Source organism: Sphingomonas phyllosphaerae (genome assembly GCF_029623345.1).
Lineage (GTDB): Bacteria > Pseudomonadota > Alphaproteobacteria > Sphingomonadales > Sphingomonadaceae > Sphingomonas > Sphingomonas phyllosphaerae_C.
The window spans coordinates 13213-29323 of the sequence record NZ_JAPYKH010000010.1 but is presented as its reverse complement, the minus strand read 5'-3'; the positions used below and the strand labels follow the sequence as shown (position 1 = coordinate 29323).

At 68.4% G+C, this 16111-nt stretch carries 12 protein-coding genes; 7 read left to right on the top strand and 5 right to left on the bottom strand.

The annotated features are described in order from the left end of the window. Positions 1 to 154 precede the first annotated feature (154 nt). From QBJ89_RS11290 to QBJ89_RS11260, 7 genes are all read left to right on the top strand, one after another. Positions 155 to 1324 (top strand): glycosyltransferase, encoded by a 1170-nt coding sequence (locus QBJ89_RS11290; RefSeq protein ID WP_277980603.1) that lies wholly within the window; start codon positions 155 to 157, stop codon positions 1322 to 1324. A gap of 17 nt (positions 1325 to 1341) precedes the next feature. Continuing rightward, positions 1342 to 2502, top strand: coding sequence for a glycosyltransferase family 2 protein (locus QBJ89_RS11285; protein ID WP_277980602.1), 1161 nt, complete (start codon positions 1342 to 1344; stop codon positions 2500 to 2502). A 35-nt stretch (positions 2503 to 2537) separates the two neighbouring features. Next, entirely contained in the window at positions 2538 to 4097 is a 1560-nt protein-coding gene (locus tag QBJ89_RS11280; RefSeq protein WP_277980682.1) for a glycosyltransferase family 39 protein, read from the top strand. A 227-nt stretch (positions 4098 to 4324) separates the two neighbouring features. Beyond that, on the top strand, positions 4325 to 5530 hold the full coding sequence (locus QBJ89_RS11275; RefSeq protein ID WP_277980601.1) for a glycosyltransferase: 1206 nt from the start codon (positions 4325 to 4327) through the stop codon (positions 5528 to 5530). 100 nt (positions 5531 to 5630) lie between these two features. Next, positions 5631 to 6554 carry a glycosyltransferase family A protein gene (locus QBJ89_RS11270; protein ID WP_277980600.1) on the top strand — a complete coding sequence of 308 codons (924 nt, stop codon included), beginning with the start codon at positions 5631 to 5633 and terminating at the stop codon, positions 6552 to 6554. 138 nt (positions 6555 to 6692) lie between these two features. Next, entirely contained in the window at positions 6693 to 8186 is a 1494-nt protein-coding gene (locus QBJ89_RS11265; RefSeq protein ID WP_277980599.1) for an MOP flippase family protein, read from the top strand. Then, a complete protein-coding gene (locus QBJ89_RS11260) occupies positions 8183 to 9160 on the top strand; it encodes a glycosyltransferase family 2 protein (protein ID WP_277980598.1) in 978 nt (325 codons plus the stop codon). The genes QBJ89_RS11265 and QBJ89_RS11260 overlap by 4 nt, the downstream gene beginning before the upstream one ends. Here the strand turns inward: QBJ89_RS11260 and QBJ89_RS11255 are convergent. The 5 genes from QBJ89_RS11255 to QBJ89_RS11235 all read right to left on the bottom strand — a co-directional run bounded on the left by QBJ89_RS11255 (position 9149) and on the right by QBJ89_RS11235 (position 16103). Beyond that, positions 9149 to 10510, bottom strand: a complete 1362-nt coding sequence (locus QBJ89_RS11255) for a DUF1501 domain-containing protein (RefSeq protein ID WP_277980597.1) — start codon at positions 10508 to 10510, stop codon at positions 9149 to 9151. The genes QBJ89_RS11260 and QBJ89_RS11255 overlap by 12 nt on opposite strands. Positions 10511 to 10521: 11 nt before the next feature. Next, positions 10522 to 12723 (bottom strand): DUF1800 domain-containing protein, encoded by a 2202-nt coding sequence (locus QBJ89_RS11250; protein WP_277980596.1) that lies wholly within the window; start codon positions 12721 to 12723, stop codon positions 10522 to 10524. 284 nt (positions 12724 to 13007) lie between these two features. Beyond that, positions 13008 to 13526, bottom strand: a complete 519-nt coding sequence (locus tag QBJ89_RS11245; protein ID WP_277980595.1) for a serine O-acetyltransferase — start codon at positions 13524 to 13526, stop codon at positions 13008 to 13010. A 35-nt stretch (positions 13527 to 13561) separates the two neighbouring features. After that, positions 13562 to 14932, bottom strand: a complete 1371-nt coding sequence (locus tag QBJ89_RS11240; RefSeq protein ID WP_277980594.1) for a cellulase family glycosylhydrolase — start codon at positions 14930 to 14932, stop codon at positions 13562 to 13564. A gap of 70 nt (positions 14933 to 15002) precedes the next feature. Continuing rightward, a complete protein-coding gene (locus tag QBJ89_RS11235; protein WP_277980593.1) occupies positions 15003 to 16103 on the bottom strand; it encodes a glycosyltransferase family 4 protein in 1101 nt (366 codons plus the stop codon). Positions 16104 to 16111 lie beyond the last annotated feature (8 nt).

Here is a 16111-nt window from a genome sequence, read left to right as displayed (position 1 = left end):
GGTGCGGCGCAGCATGATGTCCTGTTCTGACATGGTAAGTCCTGGTTTTTCCGTTGCATCAGGTAACGTCTCGCCACACTCTAAGCGCTCAGGGGCCAGTGTACGCGGGCATTAGTCGGGGCGACTTCCAATAGATACGTCGATCGTTCTCGCGATGGTGGCGGCCGCAGTGTTGTTGGCATGCGCGGTCCATCCGCTGCTGACCTATCCGCTCAGCCTGCGTCTCTTCGTGCGCGCGCGTCCAGCGGCGCCGGCGACGACGCTGGGTGCGCCGCCGCCGTCGCTCGCGATCTGCATGAGCGCCTATAACGAGCAGGACGTGATCGCCGCCAAGGTGGAGCGGTTGATCGAGGTCGCCGCGGCTTATGGTCCGGCGACGATCCACGTCTATGCCGACTCGCCGCAGGACGGCACGGTCGCGATCCTGGAGCGCTACGCCGACCGGATCGACCTGGTGGTAGGCGCCGAGCGCGCCGGCAAGACCTTCGGGATGAACCTTCTCGTGGCGCGCAGCCGCAGCGACTATATCCTGTTCACCGACGCCAACGTGGAGAGTCAGGTCGACGTCGCGATCCGGCTGGCGCGCTGGCTCGCGGATCCCAGCGTCGGCTGCGCCACCGCACGATTGATCTACTCCAATTCGGACGAGACGGCGACCGCCGCGCTCGGCTCGGGCTATTGGCAGCGCGAGGAGCAGATCAAGCGGATCGAGAGCGACCGCATGGGCCTGATCGGCTGCGACGGCGCGATGTTCATGATGCGCCGCGCGCTGCATCGCGCGCCGCCGCCGCATCTGATCGACGATCTGTTCCTCAGCCTCACCATCCTGATCGCGGGCAAGCGCATCGTCAGCGCCGACGACGTCGAGGTGTATGAGCGCAGCGCCACCGGCGCCAACGAGGAGAAGCGGCGCAAGCAGCGGATCGCGTGCCAGGCGCTCAACGTGCATCGCGCGATGTGGCCGCAGCTGCGCCGCATGCGCTTCCTGCCGCTCTACGCTTATGTGTCGCACCGCCCCATGAAGTGGCTGATGCCCTTCTTCGTCGCGGGCGCGGCGCTGTGCGCGGCGCTCGGCTTCGCGCTGGCCGCCGGCTGGGCGGTCACGGGCGCGCTGGCGCTGCTCGCGGCGGTGCTGCTCGTAATCGGCGAGAAGACCCAGGCCAAGCCGCTGTCGCTCGCCTCCTCGGCGGTGCTGAGCCTCTATGGGGTCGGCGTCGGCGTGATCGAGTCGGTGTTCATGGGCAAGACTTACACCGTGTGGGACCCGGCGCTGTCGGTGCGGGTCGATCCGCAGCCGAGCGCGACCGACGCGGTGTCACGATGATCGACACGGGAGACAGAATGGACCGGCCTACCCTGCACGAGGCGGCGCCGGGGCGCGTGTTGCCCGCCGAGCTCGCCATCGTGGTGCCGGTGTACAATGAATCGCGCAACGTGCCGCTGCTCGTCGCCGCGCTCGACGCCGCGCTGGCGGGCGTGCGCTGGGAGGTGGTGTTCGTCGACGACAACTCGCCCGACCGCACCGCCGACCAAGCGCGCGATCTCGCTCTGGCCGACCCGCGCGTGCGGGTCGTGCAGCGCTTCGGCCGGCGTGGCCTGTCGACCGCCTGTATCGAGGGCATCCTCGCCACCGCCGCACCGTACGTGGCGGTGATGGACGGCGACATGCAGCATGACGAGCGCGTGCTCACCGACATGTTCCGCCGCATCACGCAGGGCGACGTCGACGTCGTGGTCGGCAGCCGCTACGTCGCCGGTGGTGGAGTGGGCGAGTGGGACCGCCGCCGCGCGGCGATGAGCCGCTTCGCCACGCGGCTCGCCGGTCGACTGACGCGCGCGCCGATCACCGACCCGATGAGCGGCTTCTTCATGCTGCGCCGTGACGCCTTCATGGCGGCGCTGCCCAACCTCTCGACCGTGGGTTTCAAAATCCTGCTCGACATCGCCGCCTCGACCCCCGAGCCACTGCGCGTCGCGGAGGTGCCCTATACCTTTCGCACGCGCCAGCACGGCGAGAGCAAGCTCGACAGCCTGGTGCTGTGGGAATACCTCCAGCTGCTGCTCGACAAGATGTTCGGGCGCTATGTACCGGTGCGCTTCATCAGCTTCGCGATGGTCGGCGGGTCGGGCGTGTTCGTCCACTTCCTGGTGCTGACGATCGTGCTGGAATCGCTGCTCACCTTCGGCGACGGCGCGGCGCATCAGGGGCGGTCGTTCGCGATCGCGCAGGGCGCCGCCACGCTGGTCGCCACCACCAGCAACTTCCTGCTCAACAACCTGCTGACCTACCGCGACCAGCGGCTGACCGGACGGAGGCTGTGGTGGGGCTGGCTGACCTTCAACCTGGTGTGCGGCATCGGCTTCCTCGCCAATGTCGGGATCGCGCACTACCTGTACCAGCGGCAGAATTACCTGATTGTGTCGGCGCTCGCCGGGATCGCGGTGACCACGGTGTGGAACTACGCGATGTCGTCGATCTTCACCTGGCGCAAGCGCGGCTGAACGCGCCGCGCGCTCGCGCGGGGAGAGGGGACGTGATGGAGCGGAGCGACACCGCGCGGCGCTGGCCGGGCTCGGGACTCGAATCGCGGATCGGGCTCGCGGCGCTGTCCGCGGCGGTGCTCGTGGCGGGGATGCTGCGGCTCGCCTTCTCCGATTACTCGCTATGGTTCGACGAGCTCGCCTCTGTCTTCTTCGCGTTGCAGCCGACCGAGCGGCTGTGGAGCGCGTGGATGCTGCGCGAGACCAACCCGCCGCTGTTCTACACCTTGCTGCGCTGGTGGATCCAGGGCACCGAGCTGAGCGACGCCGGGCTGCGCGTGCCCGGCATCGCCGCCAGCCTCGCCGCGATCGGGGTGATCTACGCCGCGATGGCGCGCGCCTACGGCCGCCGTGCCGCGGTGGCAGCGGCGCTGTTGCTCGCGCTATCGCCGCAGCAGCTGTATTTCTCGCACCAGGTCCGCGCCTATATCTTCCTCTACCTCGCGGTGGCGGTGTCCTTCGCCGGGCTGGTGCAGATCGTTCTGGCGGCCACGTCGCGCGCCCGCGCCATCGGCTGGCTGCTGTACGTCGCAGGCGCGGTCGCGGGGATCTACCTGCACACCACTGGCGTGATCTGGCCCGCCACCGCGACGCTCGCGCTGATGCTGGTCGATGCGCGCTTCCGGCCTTTCCGAGGCCGGCTGTGGATCGCGCTCGCGGTCGCCGGCGGCGTCATCGTGCTGGCCTCCTCCTGGTGGCTGTACATCACCTTCCGGCAGCTCACCCAGCCCAACGGCAATCTCGGCTGGATGCAGGGCTTGGGGGTGAGCAAGAGCGCGCTCGTCTACGGCGCCACGCTGTTGCAATCGCGCCAGATCAGCGCGCTCCAGCTGCCCGCGCCGCTGCTGGTCGCGGGCTTCGTCGCGCTGGGGGCGTGGCGCGGGCGCGGCGAGGCGGTGACGCGGCTGACGCTCGCGTGCCTCGCGGTCGGCACCGCGCTGTTCCTCGTCCTCAACCTCAAGCAGCCGATCTTCCTCGACCGCACCATCCTGTGGCTGTCGCTGTTCCCGCTGGTGCTCGCGGCGCGCGGCGTCGGCACGCTGCGCGGGCGTCCCTATGCCGCGGCGCTGGTCGGGCTCGCGCTCGCGCTCGGGGTGAGCGTCGCGCTCACCCGCCCGCATCTGCCCAGGGAGGACTGGCGCGCGGTGGTGACCCGGGTCGCCGCCGACCCCGGCGCGGCGCTGCTGGTCGACGGCGAGGCGATGGGCGTGGCGACGCAGATGGCGTGCCGCGTCCAGCTGCACCGCCCAGCCTGCCCCTTCGCGGTGGTGCCGCTGGTCGCGCCCGGGCCGCAGCTCGACAGCTGGGGTCGCGGGCTCGCCGTGCCCGTGCCGGCGCGCGACGGGCGACTCGCGCTGCCCGCGGACGCGCGCGCCTATGTGCTGCGTCGGCCGTTCCACGACGCGCAGGCCGACGTGCAGCGCGCCGGCCTCCTGCGCGGCGCCGACGTGACCCCGCCGGAGGCGCCGGTCGTCGTCGGTCCCTACCCGCCCGTGCTGCTCGACGCGTTGGCCCGGCGGACCGCGGTGCGGGGCGGCATCGTACGAGTGCCGTAGTCGCTCGATTGCCTGTTCCGCCGCAGATCGGGGCGGCGGCGACGCGGGGCGTGCGGGGCGCTACGACGCGGCGGTCGGGGCGGGCGCACCGGTCGCTCCGACTGAGTGACTCGCGGCAAGCGCGGCGCTTGCGTCACCGCGGGCCGCTGCTTAATGCCGCGTCGGGCGTATCTCCGCTCGGCGCAAGTGGCGCTCTCCCAACCACATTTGGCTCCGCGGTGGCATCTGTGAACATCCTGATCGTGAACGCTCTCTACCCGCCTCACCGGATCGGTGGTGCCGAGAAGTCAGTATCGTTGCTGGCCGAGGGGCTGGCGCGCGCAGGTGACCGGGTCACCGTGGCAACGCTCGACGACATCGCGGCGCCCAGTTCCGAGCGCCTCGCCACGGGCGTGGAGATCCATCGTTTCCCCCTCGACAACATCTATTGGCCCTATGGCAAGGTGGTGATCGACCGCTCGGCGATCGAAGGCTTCCGCTGGCACCTGCGCAACAGTTGGAACCGCCGCGCGGCGCGGCGCGTGGGCGCGCTGATGGATCAGGTGCAACCCGACGTGATCCACTGCAACGTGCTGACCGGCTTCAGTAACGCGGTCTGGTCCGAGGCGTCGCGGCGCGGCATTCCGATCGTTCAGACGCTGCGCGACTATGCCGTGGTCTGCGTGCGCACCTCACTTTTCCAGCACGACAAGACCTGCACGAAGCGGTGCGCCGAATGCCGACTGCTGACCTTTCCCAGCAAGAAGGCGTCGCGCCAGGTGACCGAGCTCGTTTCGATCAGCCAATTCGTCGACGCCAAGCACCGCGAGTTCGGCTTCTTCCAGGGCGTGCCCGGGCGTCGCATCTTCAACATTATTCCCGATCCGCAGCGCGACGACGCGCCGCCGCGCGAAGGGCCGCTGACCTTCGGCTATATCGGCCGGGTCGAATCGGGCAAAGGCATCGAGGTGGTGCTCGACGCCTGCGCCCGGCTCGAGCGCGCGGACTGGCGCCTGCGTGTCGCCGGCGTGGGGCTGCCGAGCTATGTCGAGGAGCTGCAACGGCGCTATCCCGACACGCGGATCGAGTGGCTCGGCTTCGCCGACTCGGCCGCCTTCTACGAGTCGATCGACGTCGCGCTGATCTCTTCGATCTGGCCGGAGCCGCTGACGCGCACGCTGATCGAGGCGACCAAGTTCGGCCGCAACGTGATCGCGGCAGACTCGGGCGGCATCCCCGAGATCGCCGACCTGCCGCGGCGCTCGGCGGTCTATCCTGCCTATGACAGCGCGGCGCTCGCCGCCGCGATGATGATCGCGATCGACGAGCGCGACGACTGGCGCCAGGGCGGGGTCGGGCGTCCCGATCTGCTCGCAGCCTTCTCGGAGGAGGCCGTGGTCGCGGCCTATCGCGACGTCTTCACGGACGCGATCGCGGCCAAGGCCCCCGCGTGACCGTGCGGTATGTTGCGCTGCAGCGAAGCGGCCTGTACGCCGACACGCGACGCCGACGTACCGCCATGCGGCGCGAGCGTGCACCAGGAGGTTGCCGGCATTGAAGCTGAAGCGTGCATTACGGTCGACCTTTCCCCGCGGCTATCGCTGGCTCGGCCGGCTCAAGCGCCTGTTCGATGTCGCCGGGCCACGCGAGGAACGCCGCCGGCTCGCCGCCGCGATCGCGGCGACCGATGCCTTCCCCGCGGTGAGCGAGCGACGAGCCCATGGCCTGGCGACGCCGCTGGTGGTGTCGCTGACCTCCTATCCCAAGCGCTACGCCACCTTGGCGCGGACGCTGCGCAGCCTGCTGGATCAGAATGTCCGCCCCGACCGTCTCGTGCTGTGGCTGACCACGGCCGACCGAGCCGCGCTGCCCGCCGACGTACTCGCGCTCGTCGAGCATGGGCTGGAAATCCGGGAGTGCGCGGACCTGCGATCGGCCAAGAAGCTTCTGCCCGCGCTCGCCGCCTTCCCCGATGCGACGATCGTTACGACCGACGACGACGTCTATTATGAGCCGCGCTGGCTCGAGCGGCTGGTCGATGCCGCCGGTGCTCACCCCGGTGCGGTGATCGGCTATCGCGGCCACGTCGCCCATTTCGGTGCCGCCGGGCAGCCCGCGGCGTATGAGGACTGGACGTTCGATACCGACGCCACGGCCGACGTCGGTCCTGGCCGGTTGCTGTTCCTGACCGGCGTGTCGGGGATCCTCTACCCGCCGGGTGCGCTGCACGGGGACGTGCTCGACGCCGAATCGTACCTCGCGCTCTGCCCCCGCGCGGACGACATCTGGTTCTTTGCCATGGCGGTACGCAATGGTACGCCGAGGCGTCGGGTGGCTCATCGTATGCCGGTGGTGGAATGGCCGGCGTCGCAGGAGAGCGCGCTCAACAGCTACAATTTTCACGAGTCCGGCAATGACGCGCAATTTGCCGCGTTGCTGGAGCGTTTCCCCGAACTGCGTCCGCTGCTACGCGCCTAGGAACGGCGCGGACGTCGCGCGATGGTGCAGTGCATCAAAAATCCTACCCGCTTTGGCAGGAAGGAATGCTATGGGACCGTCCGCGCTCGCCTTCGCGGCGTTGCGCGCTCGATATTGTCTCTCGGATAGGCCTGGGCGGTGGAACTTAAAGCCAAGACGATGAAGGCGGTAAAGTGGAACTTCGTGTCCACCGCGATCGGCGCCTTCGTGGGGCTCCTGCAGCTGTGGCTGCTGGCGCGGATTTTGCCCCCGCACGAATATGGGGTCATCAGCCTCGCCCTGATGATCATCACGTTCTTCAACATCTTCATCGATTTTGGCATCTCTAACTCGATCATCCGCCACGGTCACATCACCGAGCTTGAGCTCTCCTCTCTCTACACCATCAACATCGGGCTTGGCCTAGTCACGTTCGTCGTAGCCTTCGTCAGCAGCCCGCTGCTGAGCCACTTCTTCAAATCGCCCGAGCTGACCACGCAGCTTCAGATCATGTCGCTGGTATTCCTGTTCGTGCCGTTCGGTCAGCAGCAGCGCGCGATCCTGTCGCGCGAGCTGCGCTTCGATTTTGTCGCGATCGTGTCGATCATCACGCTGCTTACCAATTGCGCGCTGGTGATTGCGCTCGCGGTCATCTTCAAGAAGGCGTGGGTCGCATCCGTCGCCTTCTTCGTTAGCACGACGCTGGGCTGCGTGATCTTCTTCGCGCACAGCTTGCGCGAACGCCGCCCGTCCTTCACTTTCTCCTGGCCGGCGGCGCGGCCCCATATCCGCTACTCGGTCCAGTTGGTGCTCGACTCGTTGATCAACGTGGTCAGTGTGAACACCTATCCCGCGCTGATGGCGCGAATGGTCAGCCTCACCGCGATCGGTGGCTACAACATTTCCTATGGCATCAGCATCAACCTGATCGAGCGGCTCAAGCCAGTTCTGGTGCAGGCATTGTTCCCGGCCTTCGCGAAAATCCAGAACGACGAGTCTAAATTGACGCGTAATTTTCTGCTGGTGACTAGCTACGGCATGCTGGTGAACCTGCCGCTGCTGGCCGGCATGTTCGTCTGCAGCAGCCTCGTGGTGCAGGTATTCTTCAAGCCGGAATGGCAATTCATTGCGGTGCTGGTGAAGATTCTGTGCCTGGTCGGCATGGTGCGCAGCATCGATCCGCCGGTGATCTCGTTGCTGCTGGTCAAGGCGAAGATGCATCTCAACGTGCGCATGGGCGTGGCGAAGCTGCTGATCGGCATCGCGCTGGCGATCGTGCTCGGGCAACGCTACGGCATCGTCGGCATCGCCAGCAGCTTCCTGATCGTGCAACTGCTCAACACCATCGCTTCCTATTTCTTCCTGGTGCGAGCCTGTGTCGTCGGGGTGGGACGGCAGTATCTCGTCAACGTGATGATCCCATTCGCGCAGACGCTGCCGATCTTCGTCGGTGCCGGCGCGGTGGTGATGCTGGCGCCGATGCAGTGGCCCGCCGCCAACCTTGCGCTGGCGGTCGTCGTCGGGGCGCTGGCCTATGCGCTGGGGATGTGGTTCTCCCCTTTCGCGCTGGTGCGCGACTTCGTGCTGCTCGCCGCCAACGGGCTCAGTGCGAAGCTCGGCGGCCATGCGAGCCGGGCAATGCGCGCGTCGTGAGCGCTTCGCCGATCTTTCTGTCGGTCGTCGTGCCTTGCTACAACGTCGGACCGGCGATCGATGAGCTGCTCGCGAGCATCACCGCGCAGATGGGTGACTCAGACGAGTTGGTGTTGGTCGACGACGGGTCGGTCGACGACACCGCGGCGCGGATCCGCACCTTCGTCGCGCGCAGCCCGCGCGGCGCGCAGATCGTGCTAGAGCAAACCCCCAACGCGGGCGCGGCGCGGGCACGCGCGCTCGGTCTCGGTCTGGCGCGCGGCGACTTCGTGTTCTTCTGCGACAGTGACGACCTGTTGGACGCGGGCTTTGTCGCGACGTTGCGCCGCGAGCACGCGCGACACCCCGCGATGGACCTGTTGTTCTTCTCGTCCGACATGGTGACCGAGCGCGACGGCCGGCTCGTCCCGGTCGCGCCCAAGGTAGCCTACGCGCAAGCCCGAACGTACGCGGACGGTGGGGAGCTGCTGGCGCACCATTTTCGTCAGCGGATGTATACCGCAGCGGTGTGGACCTATGTCGCGCGCCGCGAGCTGCTCGCGCGCAGCGGTGCCGCTTTCACCGATCGCGGCGCGCACGAAGACCATCTGTTCACGCTCAAGGTGATCTTGTCGGCGCGGCTGATCGTCGCGGTGCCCGAACTGCTGTACCGCCAGCGTGTCCGCGACGGATCGCTGACCAACTCGCGCAAATCGGCGGGCTATGTCGTCGACCGGATCACCGCCGCGAATGAGGCGATGGCGGTCCTGCGCGACCGTCCGGCGATGCTACGGCGGCTGTATGACGACTGGTCTTTCTACTCGGTCATGTGGATGCTGTGGGACAATCGCGACCTGATCGGCGCGGTCGCACGCACGCGCGAGGGACGCGCCTATCTCGCCGCGCGGCCGCTCCGCCTGCTCGGGTTCGCCGCGCGCGCTGCGCGCCGCGGCCTGCGACGCGCCGGCGCGCAGGCGCGCCGCTCAGGTGAATAGCGCTAGCGGCGCGCGCCCGTTGTTAGACCACGTCGCCCAGTTCGGCACGACATAGGGCATGTCGGCGTCGCTGACGCCGTGCCAGCGCAGGATCGCGCCGATATATTCCTCCTGCGACGTGGTCGGCAGGAAGCGACCCTCCCAGCTGATGTCGTCGCTGCCGCCGAGGGTCGGGTCGGGATAACGGCCGAACACGCCGCGCTGCGCCACGCCGCCGCCGATCACCAGGTGATTGCTGCCCCAGGCGTGATCGCAGCCGAGCTGCGCATTGCCCTTATATGTGCGGCCGAAGTCGCTCATCGTGAAGGCAGTCACCTGATCCTGCAGCGCAAGCCCCTGCATTGCGTTGTAGAAAGCGTAGAGCGCGAGCGCGAGATCCTTGAGCAGACCGGCGTGGCGGCCGCTGCCGGTGTCTCCCGCGGTGACCTGATTGTCATGCGTGTCATAGCCGCCCTGGGAGACAAAGAAGGTCTGCCGCGCGTGGCCCAGTGTCCCACGGCCCTCGATCATGCGCGCGACGCGCTTGAGCTGATTGGCGATGTCGGTGGTGAGCGCGGCGCCGGTGTCGGGATCGACGAAATAGCCGTCGACGCTGCTCGTCTGCCCCAACAGCGAAGCGGTCGCCCCCATCATCGCATAGCCGTCCGAATAGGTGGCGCCGGTCGACTCGCTCAGCGTGCCGAGGCCGCTGCCGTCGGCGAAGCTCGCCACTGCGGTGTCGATGCTGCTCTGACCCGAGGTGAGCCGCGTCAGTGCGCCCGTCGCCGGCACCACCAACGGGCGCGAGGTCTGGCCGATCAGCGCGAGATTGTTGCCCGCGAACGACATCAGCGGCGGTACCGTGCCGGCGGCGAGGCGGTCGTTGAGCCGACCCATGAACCCGTCGAGGCTGGTGCTCTGCGGGCGCAGACACTGCCAATGCTCCTGCTCGTCGGCGTGGCTCATCAGATTGGTTGGGCGCAGGTCCGGGCGCGACGTATAGGTCGCCTTGTCCAGCGGCGCCGCGAGCGTGCCGGTGTTGAGCACCACCGACATTGCGCCGCGATCCCACAGCTCGCTCAGCCGCGCCATCGACTTGTGCAGACCGTACGACACGCCCGACAGCGGCGCGATCGCGCCGGGTGCCAGCGCGACCGTGCCGCGCGACTGGAGATAGGCGTCGTAGGTCGCCGGGTCGGTGGGGACGACCATGTTCCAGCCGTCGTTGCCGCCGAACAGGAACACGCCGACCATCGCGCGATAGCCGCCCGTGGTGGCGCCGAACGCGGCCCCGCGGCCGAACATGCCAAGCGTGGCGGCGGCGCTGGTGCTGACCGCAAGACGATGAAAGTGGCGACGCGACATCAACATCTATCAGGTCCTTAGCGATCGACGAGGAAGTTGGGGCTGGACGCGGCAATGTAGAGCGCAGCCTGCGCGCGCTTATGCGCCTGGACGGTCGCGTCGTTGTTGCGGATCGACAGCAGCGCGCTGCGCAGCGCGGAGAGCTGCGCCGAGGTGGCGGAATTGTCGAGCAGCAGCAGGTTGGTCACCGCGACCAGCCGATCAACGTCGGTGGCGACTTGGTCCCAGCCCGTCCAGCGCGGCTGCGTGCCGGTGAAATTGGGCAGGCCCATGTCCCAGCTATATTCCTGCCGATTGGCGTCACCGCGCATCGTCCAGTTGAAGACGAGATTGTGCACTTCGGTGACGTTGCCCGCCGACAGCAGCTTGGAGGCCGGGCTCACCAGCCCGCGCGCGCGTGCCAGCGGATAATCCGGCGGGTAGAAATTGAACACCGATGGCGCGCTGAAGACGGGCTGGCCGAGGTAGGTGTCCTTCAGCACGAAGGCGATGCCGTCGGTCGAGAGGCCGATCGCGCGGGCCAGCGAGGTCATGACCATGATCGGATCCTTGACCTTGCCGGCGTCGCCGCGCGGCTCATCGCCGCGGGCCTCGGGGTCGAGCAGGATGGCGCGCACCACCGCCTTTAGGTCGCCGCGCACGCCGCTGCCGTTGTTCTCGAACACGCCGGCGACGCGACCGACGTATCCATGCGACGGATTGGCGCTCACCAGGTTCTGGATCAGCAGCTTGGCAATGCGGGGCGGGGTCGAGGGATGATTGAAGGCGGCGGCCACGACGGCGCGCACGCTGTCCGCCGGGCTCGCCCCCGCCGGCACGCTCGTGCCGAAGAAGGACTTGGCGTCGCTGTCATATTTGTTCGCCGCCGCGGGCACCATCGGCAGCGAGTAGTCCGAGCCGGTCCAATCGGTGCGTCCGCCGCTACGTGCATAGGTCCAGCCGGTCAGCGCGCGCGCGACGCCGCGCACGTCGTCGGGGCTGTAGTTCGGTAGGGTATGTCCGGCCGAGTCGGTCACCGGCGTGCCGTCACGCGCGAGCTGCACCGGACCCATGCTGAACAGCTGGAGCAGTTCGCGCGCGTAATTCTCCGACGGCGCGGCGCGCGCGCTCTCGGCCATGGAGAGATAGCGGCCCATGTAGCCGTGCAGCGTCACGCCCTGGAGCAGCTCGCCGTAATTGCCGAAGGCATTGTCGAGCAGCATCTGCTGATACGAGGCCAGCCCGGCGGTCGCGTCGCCCTGGTTCGACACGACTAGGATCTGTGACAGCGCGAAGGCGACGCGCTGGCGCAGCTGGTCGGGCGCCATCGTGGCATCGGCGTAAAAGCGGGCCGCGACGCGCGCGCGGTTGAAATGGGTGAGCACGCATTTCGGCACGCCCGGGTTGGCCGAGCAATAGCTGACCGGCACCCACTCGATGAGGTCCTTGTAGGTGCTGCCGCGCAGCGTGAACTGCTCGTCGACCCAGCCGGACACACCCAGCTCGCTGATCCGCGCGACGACCTGCGGGTTGGGGCCGAAGGTCGCCTGACGCGCGAGCCGGACGACGTCGGGCGGCACCGCCGCGGCGCCGCTCGCGCTGAGCACCGGCTGGCGGAATGCGGTGAGGCCGCTGCTCCACGCCAGGTTGGTACCGTCCGCGGTGAAGAGCGCGATGAAGCGCCAGAAGGCGTTCGCGATCGTGTCGGCGAGATCGCTCGCCAATCCGGTGAGATAGGCGAAGCCGCCGGCCGGCTGCGATGCGACTGGCGCCGGCGTCGGCGTCGGCGTGGCCGGGGTCGTATCGGGCGCTGCGGTCGCCGCCGGCGTCGGGGTGACAATGACGATCTCGCCACTGGACGGCGGCGTCGGCGTGGGTGACGGCGTCGGCGTGGGTGACGGCGCCGGAGTGGGCGTCGGAGTCGTCGCGGGTGTCGGCGTGAGCGTCGGTGCCGGTTGCCCCGACGCTTGGGTCGGCGTCGGGGTCGGAGTTGGCGTCGGGCTGGGCGAGGGCGTGGGCGTCACGACGGGCGAGGCGGTCGCCGCCGGAGTCGGCGTGACGATCACGATCTCTCCGCCGACACTCGCGCTCGGCGTCGGCGTCGACGTGTCGGTCGGGCCCGAGGCGGGCGGCACAGCCGGGGTCGGCGTTGGGCTCGCGGGCACGACGACGACCGGCGCAGGGGTCGTCGCGGTTGCGCCACCGCCGCCGCCGCCGCCGCCGCAACTGGCCAGCGCCATGCAGGCGCAGGCCGTCAGCAAAGATGTCCGTCGTCGTGCGCTCGCCACGCCTGCCCCGCCAATTTCGATGATCAGGATGTCGCGCGTTTGCCGCGCTGGCAGATCAGTAAGCGGACGCGCTAAAGACGAGGTTAATAGGAACGCGATTCCCTCGCAGCTTCTTGTACGGCCACTGAGGAAAGACCGAGCGATCTGCCAACTTGTCGCGGCAGGATCATCTCGAGTACGCTTTAACTATTCTGTGACATCTGCACTGCCCCAGGCCGTTCGATTCGGTCAGTCAGCTAGGTGGTAGCTGCCGTTCCGACGATCCTCGCCGGGTTGCCCACCGCGGTCGCGCCGGCGGGGACGTCCGCGAAGACCACCGCGCCCGCGCCAATCCGCGCCGCGGTGCCGATCGTGATCGCGCCAAAGACGATCGCGCCGGGATAGAGCGTGGCGCCGTCGCCGATCACGGGATAGTCGTCGCGGTGCGATCGACCGGCCGTGACCGACTGGTAGATCGTCACCCCGGTGCCAATGCGGACGCCCTGTCCGATCACAACGGCGACGGGATGGGGCAGGTAAAGGCCGGGACCGATCACGCTTTCGAGATGCAGGTGACAGCCGCTGCGTCGCGTGTTCCACGCCCAGATCAGCCCGCCGAGCTTGTCGAGCGGTGTGCCGACGAACGCCATCGCGAGGCGGTGGAGGAAGATCGTCGCGAACCCCGGATGGAAGAGGAAGGCCGGCAGCGCGCCGAACAGCTGCCTGCGCCCGGTGTTAGCGCGCAGGTCGGCGCGCACCACGTCGCGGAATCGCACCGGCTGTGCTCCCGTCGCGTGCGCGCCGGCCGCGATCAGCCGGTGATCGCCAGCGCGATCGGCTGACCGAGCGGGTAGCGTGCTACCAGCGGTGCCTGACCGATCGCGAGATCGCCGCCGGCGTCGGCCGCGTCGCCGCACATCATGCGCACGCCGCTCGGCCGCCCGGCGAAGCGGACCCCGCTGCTGGGATTCATGCTGTTGGTCCAGACCACCGCGAGCTGGCGATCGGGCATGACCGCGCGGAGCACGAACACGTCGGGCCGCGGTTGCTTTAACTCGACTGCGCGCGCCGCGGTGACAATCGTACGCGCCTCCTTGATGAAACAGGCTGCCGGCTTGGGTTGATCGTCATAGCCGAAGATGCCGAAATTCTGCTCCATGTCCTTCGGGTCCTGCCCCTCGTCCTTGAGTTCATAGGCCCAGGATCCGCGCAGCCACGGCAGCGTCGACGATTGCAGGATATAATGCGCGAAGTTGTAGGCCTGACGCTGCTGACTTACGCCGCACTTGCCGTCGATGGTTGGCCAGCCGAACTCGGTGACGTAGATCGGCGTGTCGCGTCCGCCGCGCTGCTGCCGCAGCAGCGTCTGCAGCCGTTGCAGCCGGGTCAGCATCTCGTTGGCGGTGCGATTGTTGACTCCCTGGCAATGATTGTAGGTGTGGACCGAGATGCCATCGGCGCCGTCAAGCGCGCCGTAGCGGACGATCGCCTGAGTCCACTTCCAGTCGGGATCGTCGCCGGCCGAGCCGACGACGATCGGTGCGTTCGGGTTGGCGCGCTTGGTCGCCTGCACCGCTACCTTGGCGACCTGGGCATAATGGACTGCGGCCCGCGCGTCGGACGGATCACCCTCACCGTTGAGCCGTGCCGGTGGCTTGTCCGGCCCGACGCGCAGGTTCCACTCGTTCCAGACCTCGTAGATCGTGCCGTATGGCTTGGTCATGCGGACCAACGCCTCGGCATAATCGGCGAACTGCTTGAGTTGTGCGTCGTCCAGCGGCATGCCGCTCGGCGAGAGCGGGAAGGGCGGCCCGGCGAAGCCGAACAGCGGCCGCGCGCCCGCGACCGGTAGAAAATCGACGATCCGACGCGGGTTCTTGATCACCGGCGGGCCGTCCGGCGGGAAGCCGTACTGTGCCCAGATGATGCCGTCGCGATAGGAACCCGCACCAATCGAGCGAAGCTGTGCGGCGGCGCGCGGCCCGTTGGTATAGCCGAGCGGTCGCCCCATGCCGAAGTGGGTCTGAGCGCCGAAGATCGGCGGCGTGTAGCGACCGGCCGGCGGCGTCGCCGCGAACGTGACTTGAGTGGTCGTCGGCACCTGCGACCACAAGGCGGCGGCGGCCAGCGCGGTCGCGGCGATCGTGCCGGCGGCCACGAACGGCCACTTTCTCAGGCTCATTGCCTGTCTCCCCAAAAGCTTCCCGGCCCCGTTAGAACGATGCAGCGGCGGCGGCGATCCATGCGCGCGATCATGTCCGTCGCGCCGCCGCCACACAGGCCGTCGCGAGCGTGGCGGCAGAGCGCTCCCACGAGAAGTGCGTCAGGCGCGCGCGGCCGCGCGCCAGCCGCTCGGCGCGCCACGCGCCATCGTCGTCGACAGCGCGCTGCATCAGCGCGGCGAGCGCAGATGCATCGTGCGGGTCGAAATAGTCGGCGGCATCGCCGCACACCTCGCGCACCGGCGGAATCGCACTCGCGAGCACCGGACAGTCGTTGCCGAACGCCTCCAGCGGCGGGATACCGAATCCTTCGTACAGGCTCGGGAACACCAGAGCGCGCGCGCGTCGCATCAGCGCGGTGACCTCGCCGTCGGAGAGCCGTCCGGCGAGGATCACCTGCTCCGGCGCATCCGGCATCTCCGCCGCGAAGACCCCGCCGTCGATCTGGCCGACGATGACCAGCCGCGCCGCCGCGGACTGATCGCGCATCGCCTCGATCGCGAGGCGTAGGTTCTTGTTCCGGGTGAGGCTACCGATGGTGAGGAAGAAGGGCTGTTCCCCGCCCAGGCCCAGCTTGGCGAACACCCCCTCGTCGGGCGCCGTGTCGAGATGCTCGGCGGAGTTGGGCGCCACGACGATCTCGCCCGCGGGCACGCCGAGCCAGTGCGCCAGCTCGCTGCGCGAGAAGTCCGATACCGTCGCGATCGTCGCGCGGCGTGCCAGCAGGCGATCGACCACGCGGTGGAGCAGCACGTAGCTGCGCGAGTAGTTCTCGGGGAACCGATAGATCGCGGCGTCGTGGATTACCGCCACCTGGCGGCGCTGCAACACCGGCCCGCTCGCCGCCAGGCTCAACGCCACGCCGCCGCTCGCGACGCGAGCGAAATCGACCTGTTCCCAGGCATGGCCGCGCAGCCGGCCCTGATGCGCCTGCGCGATCGCGCGCAGCGGCAGCGGTGGCGCGCCGGGCGGCAGCACGAGTTGACACGCGATCTCGAGTTCACCGCGCACCGCCAGCGAGTCGAGCGCGAGCACGATCTGCGTCGCGTAACGCTGCACCCCCGTCATCGGCTGCTGCCGAAAGCGCCCGTTGATGAACAGCGTCACACCGCGCCGATCCGAACCCGTCATCGCGCGCG

Excerpts from the sequence above, each read along its gene's own strand:
- QBJ89_RS11235 (WP_277980593.1), bottom strand. The coding sequence starts at position 16,103 with ATGACGGGTTCGGATCGGCGCGGTGTGACGCTGTTCATCAACGGGCGC.
- QBJ89_RS11255 (WP_277980597.1), bottom strand. The coding sequence starts at position 10,510 with ATGTTGATGTCGCGTCGCCACTTTCATCGTCTTGCGGTCAGCACCAGC.
- QBJ89_RS11280 (WP_277980682.1), top strand. The coding sequence starts at position 2,538 with ATGGAGCGGAGCGACACCGCGCGGCGCTGGCCGGGCTCGGGACTCGAA.
- QBJ89_RS11285 (WP_277980602.1), top strand. The coding sequence starts at position 1,342 with ATGGACCGGCCTACCCTGCACGAGGCGGCGCCGGGGCGCGTGTTGCCC.
- QBJ89_RS11290 (WP_277980603.1), top strand. The coding sequence starts at position 155 with ATGGTGGCGGCCGCAGTGTTGTTGGCATGCGCGGTCCATCCGCTGCTG.
- QBJ89_RS11250 (WP_277980596.1), bottom strand. The coding sequence starts at position 12,723 with ATGGCGCTGGCCAGTTGCGGCGGCGGCGGCGGCGGCGGTGGCGCAACC.
- QBJ89_RS11240 (WP_277980594.1), bottom strand. The coding sequence starts at position 14,932 with ATGAGCCTGAGAAAGTGGCCGTTCGTGGCCGCCGGCACGATCGCCGCG.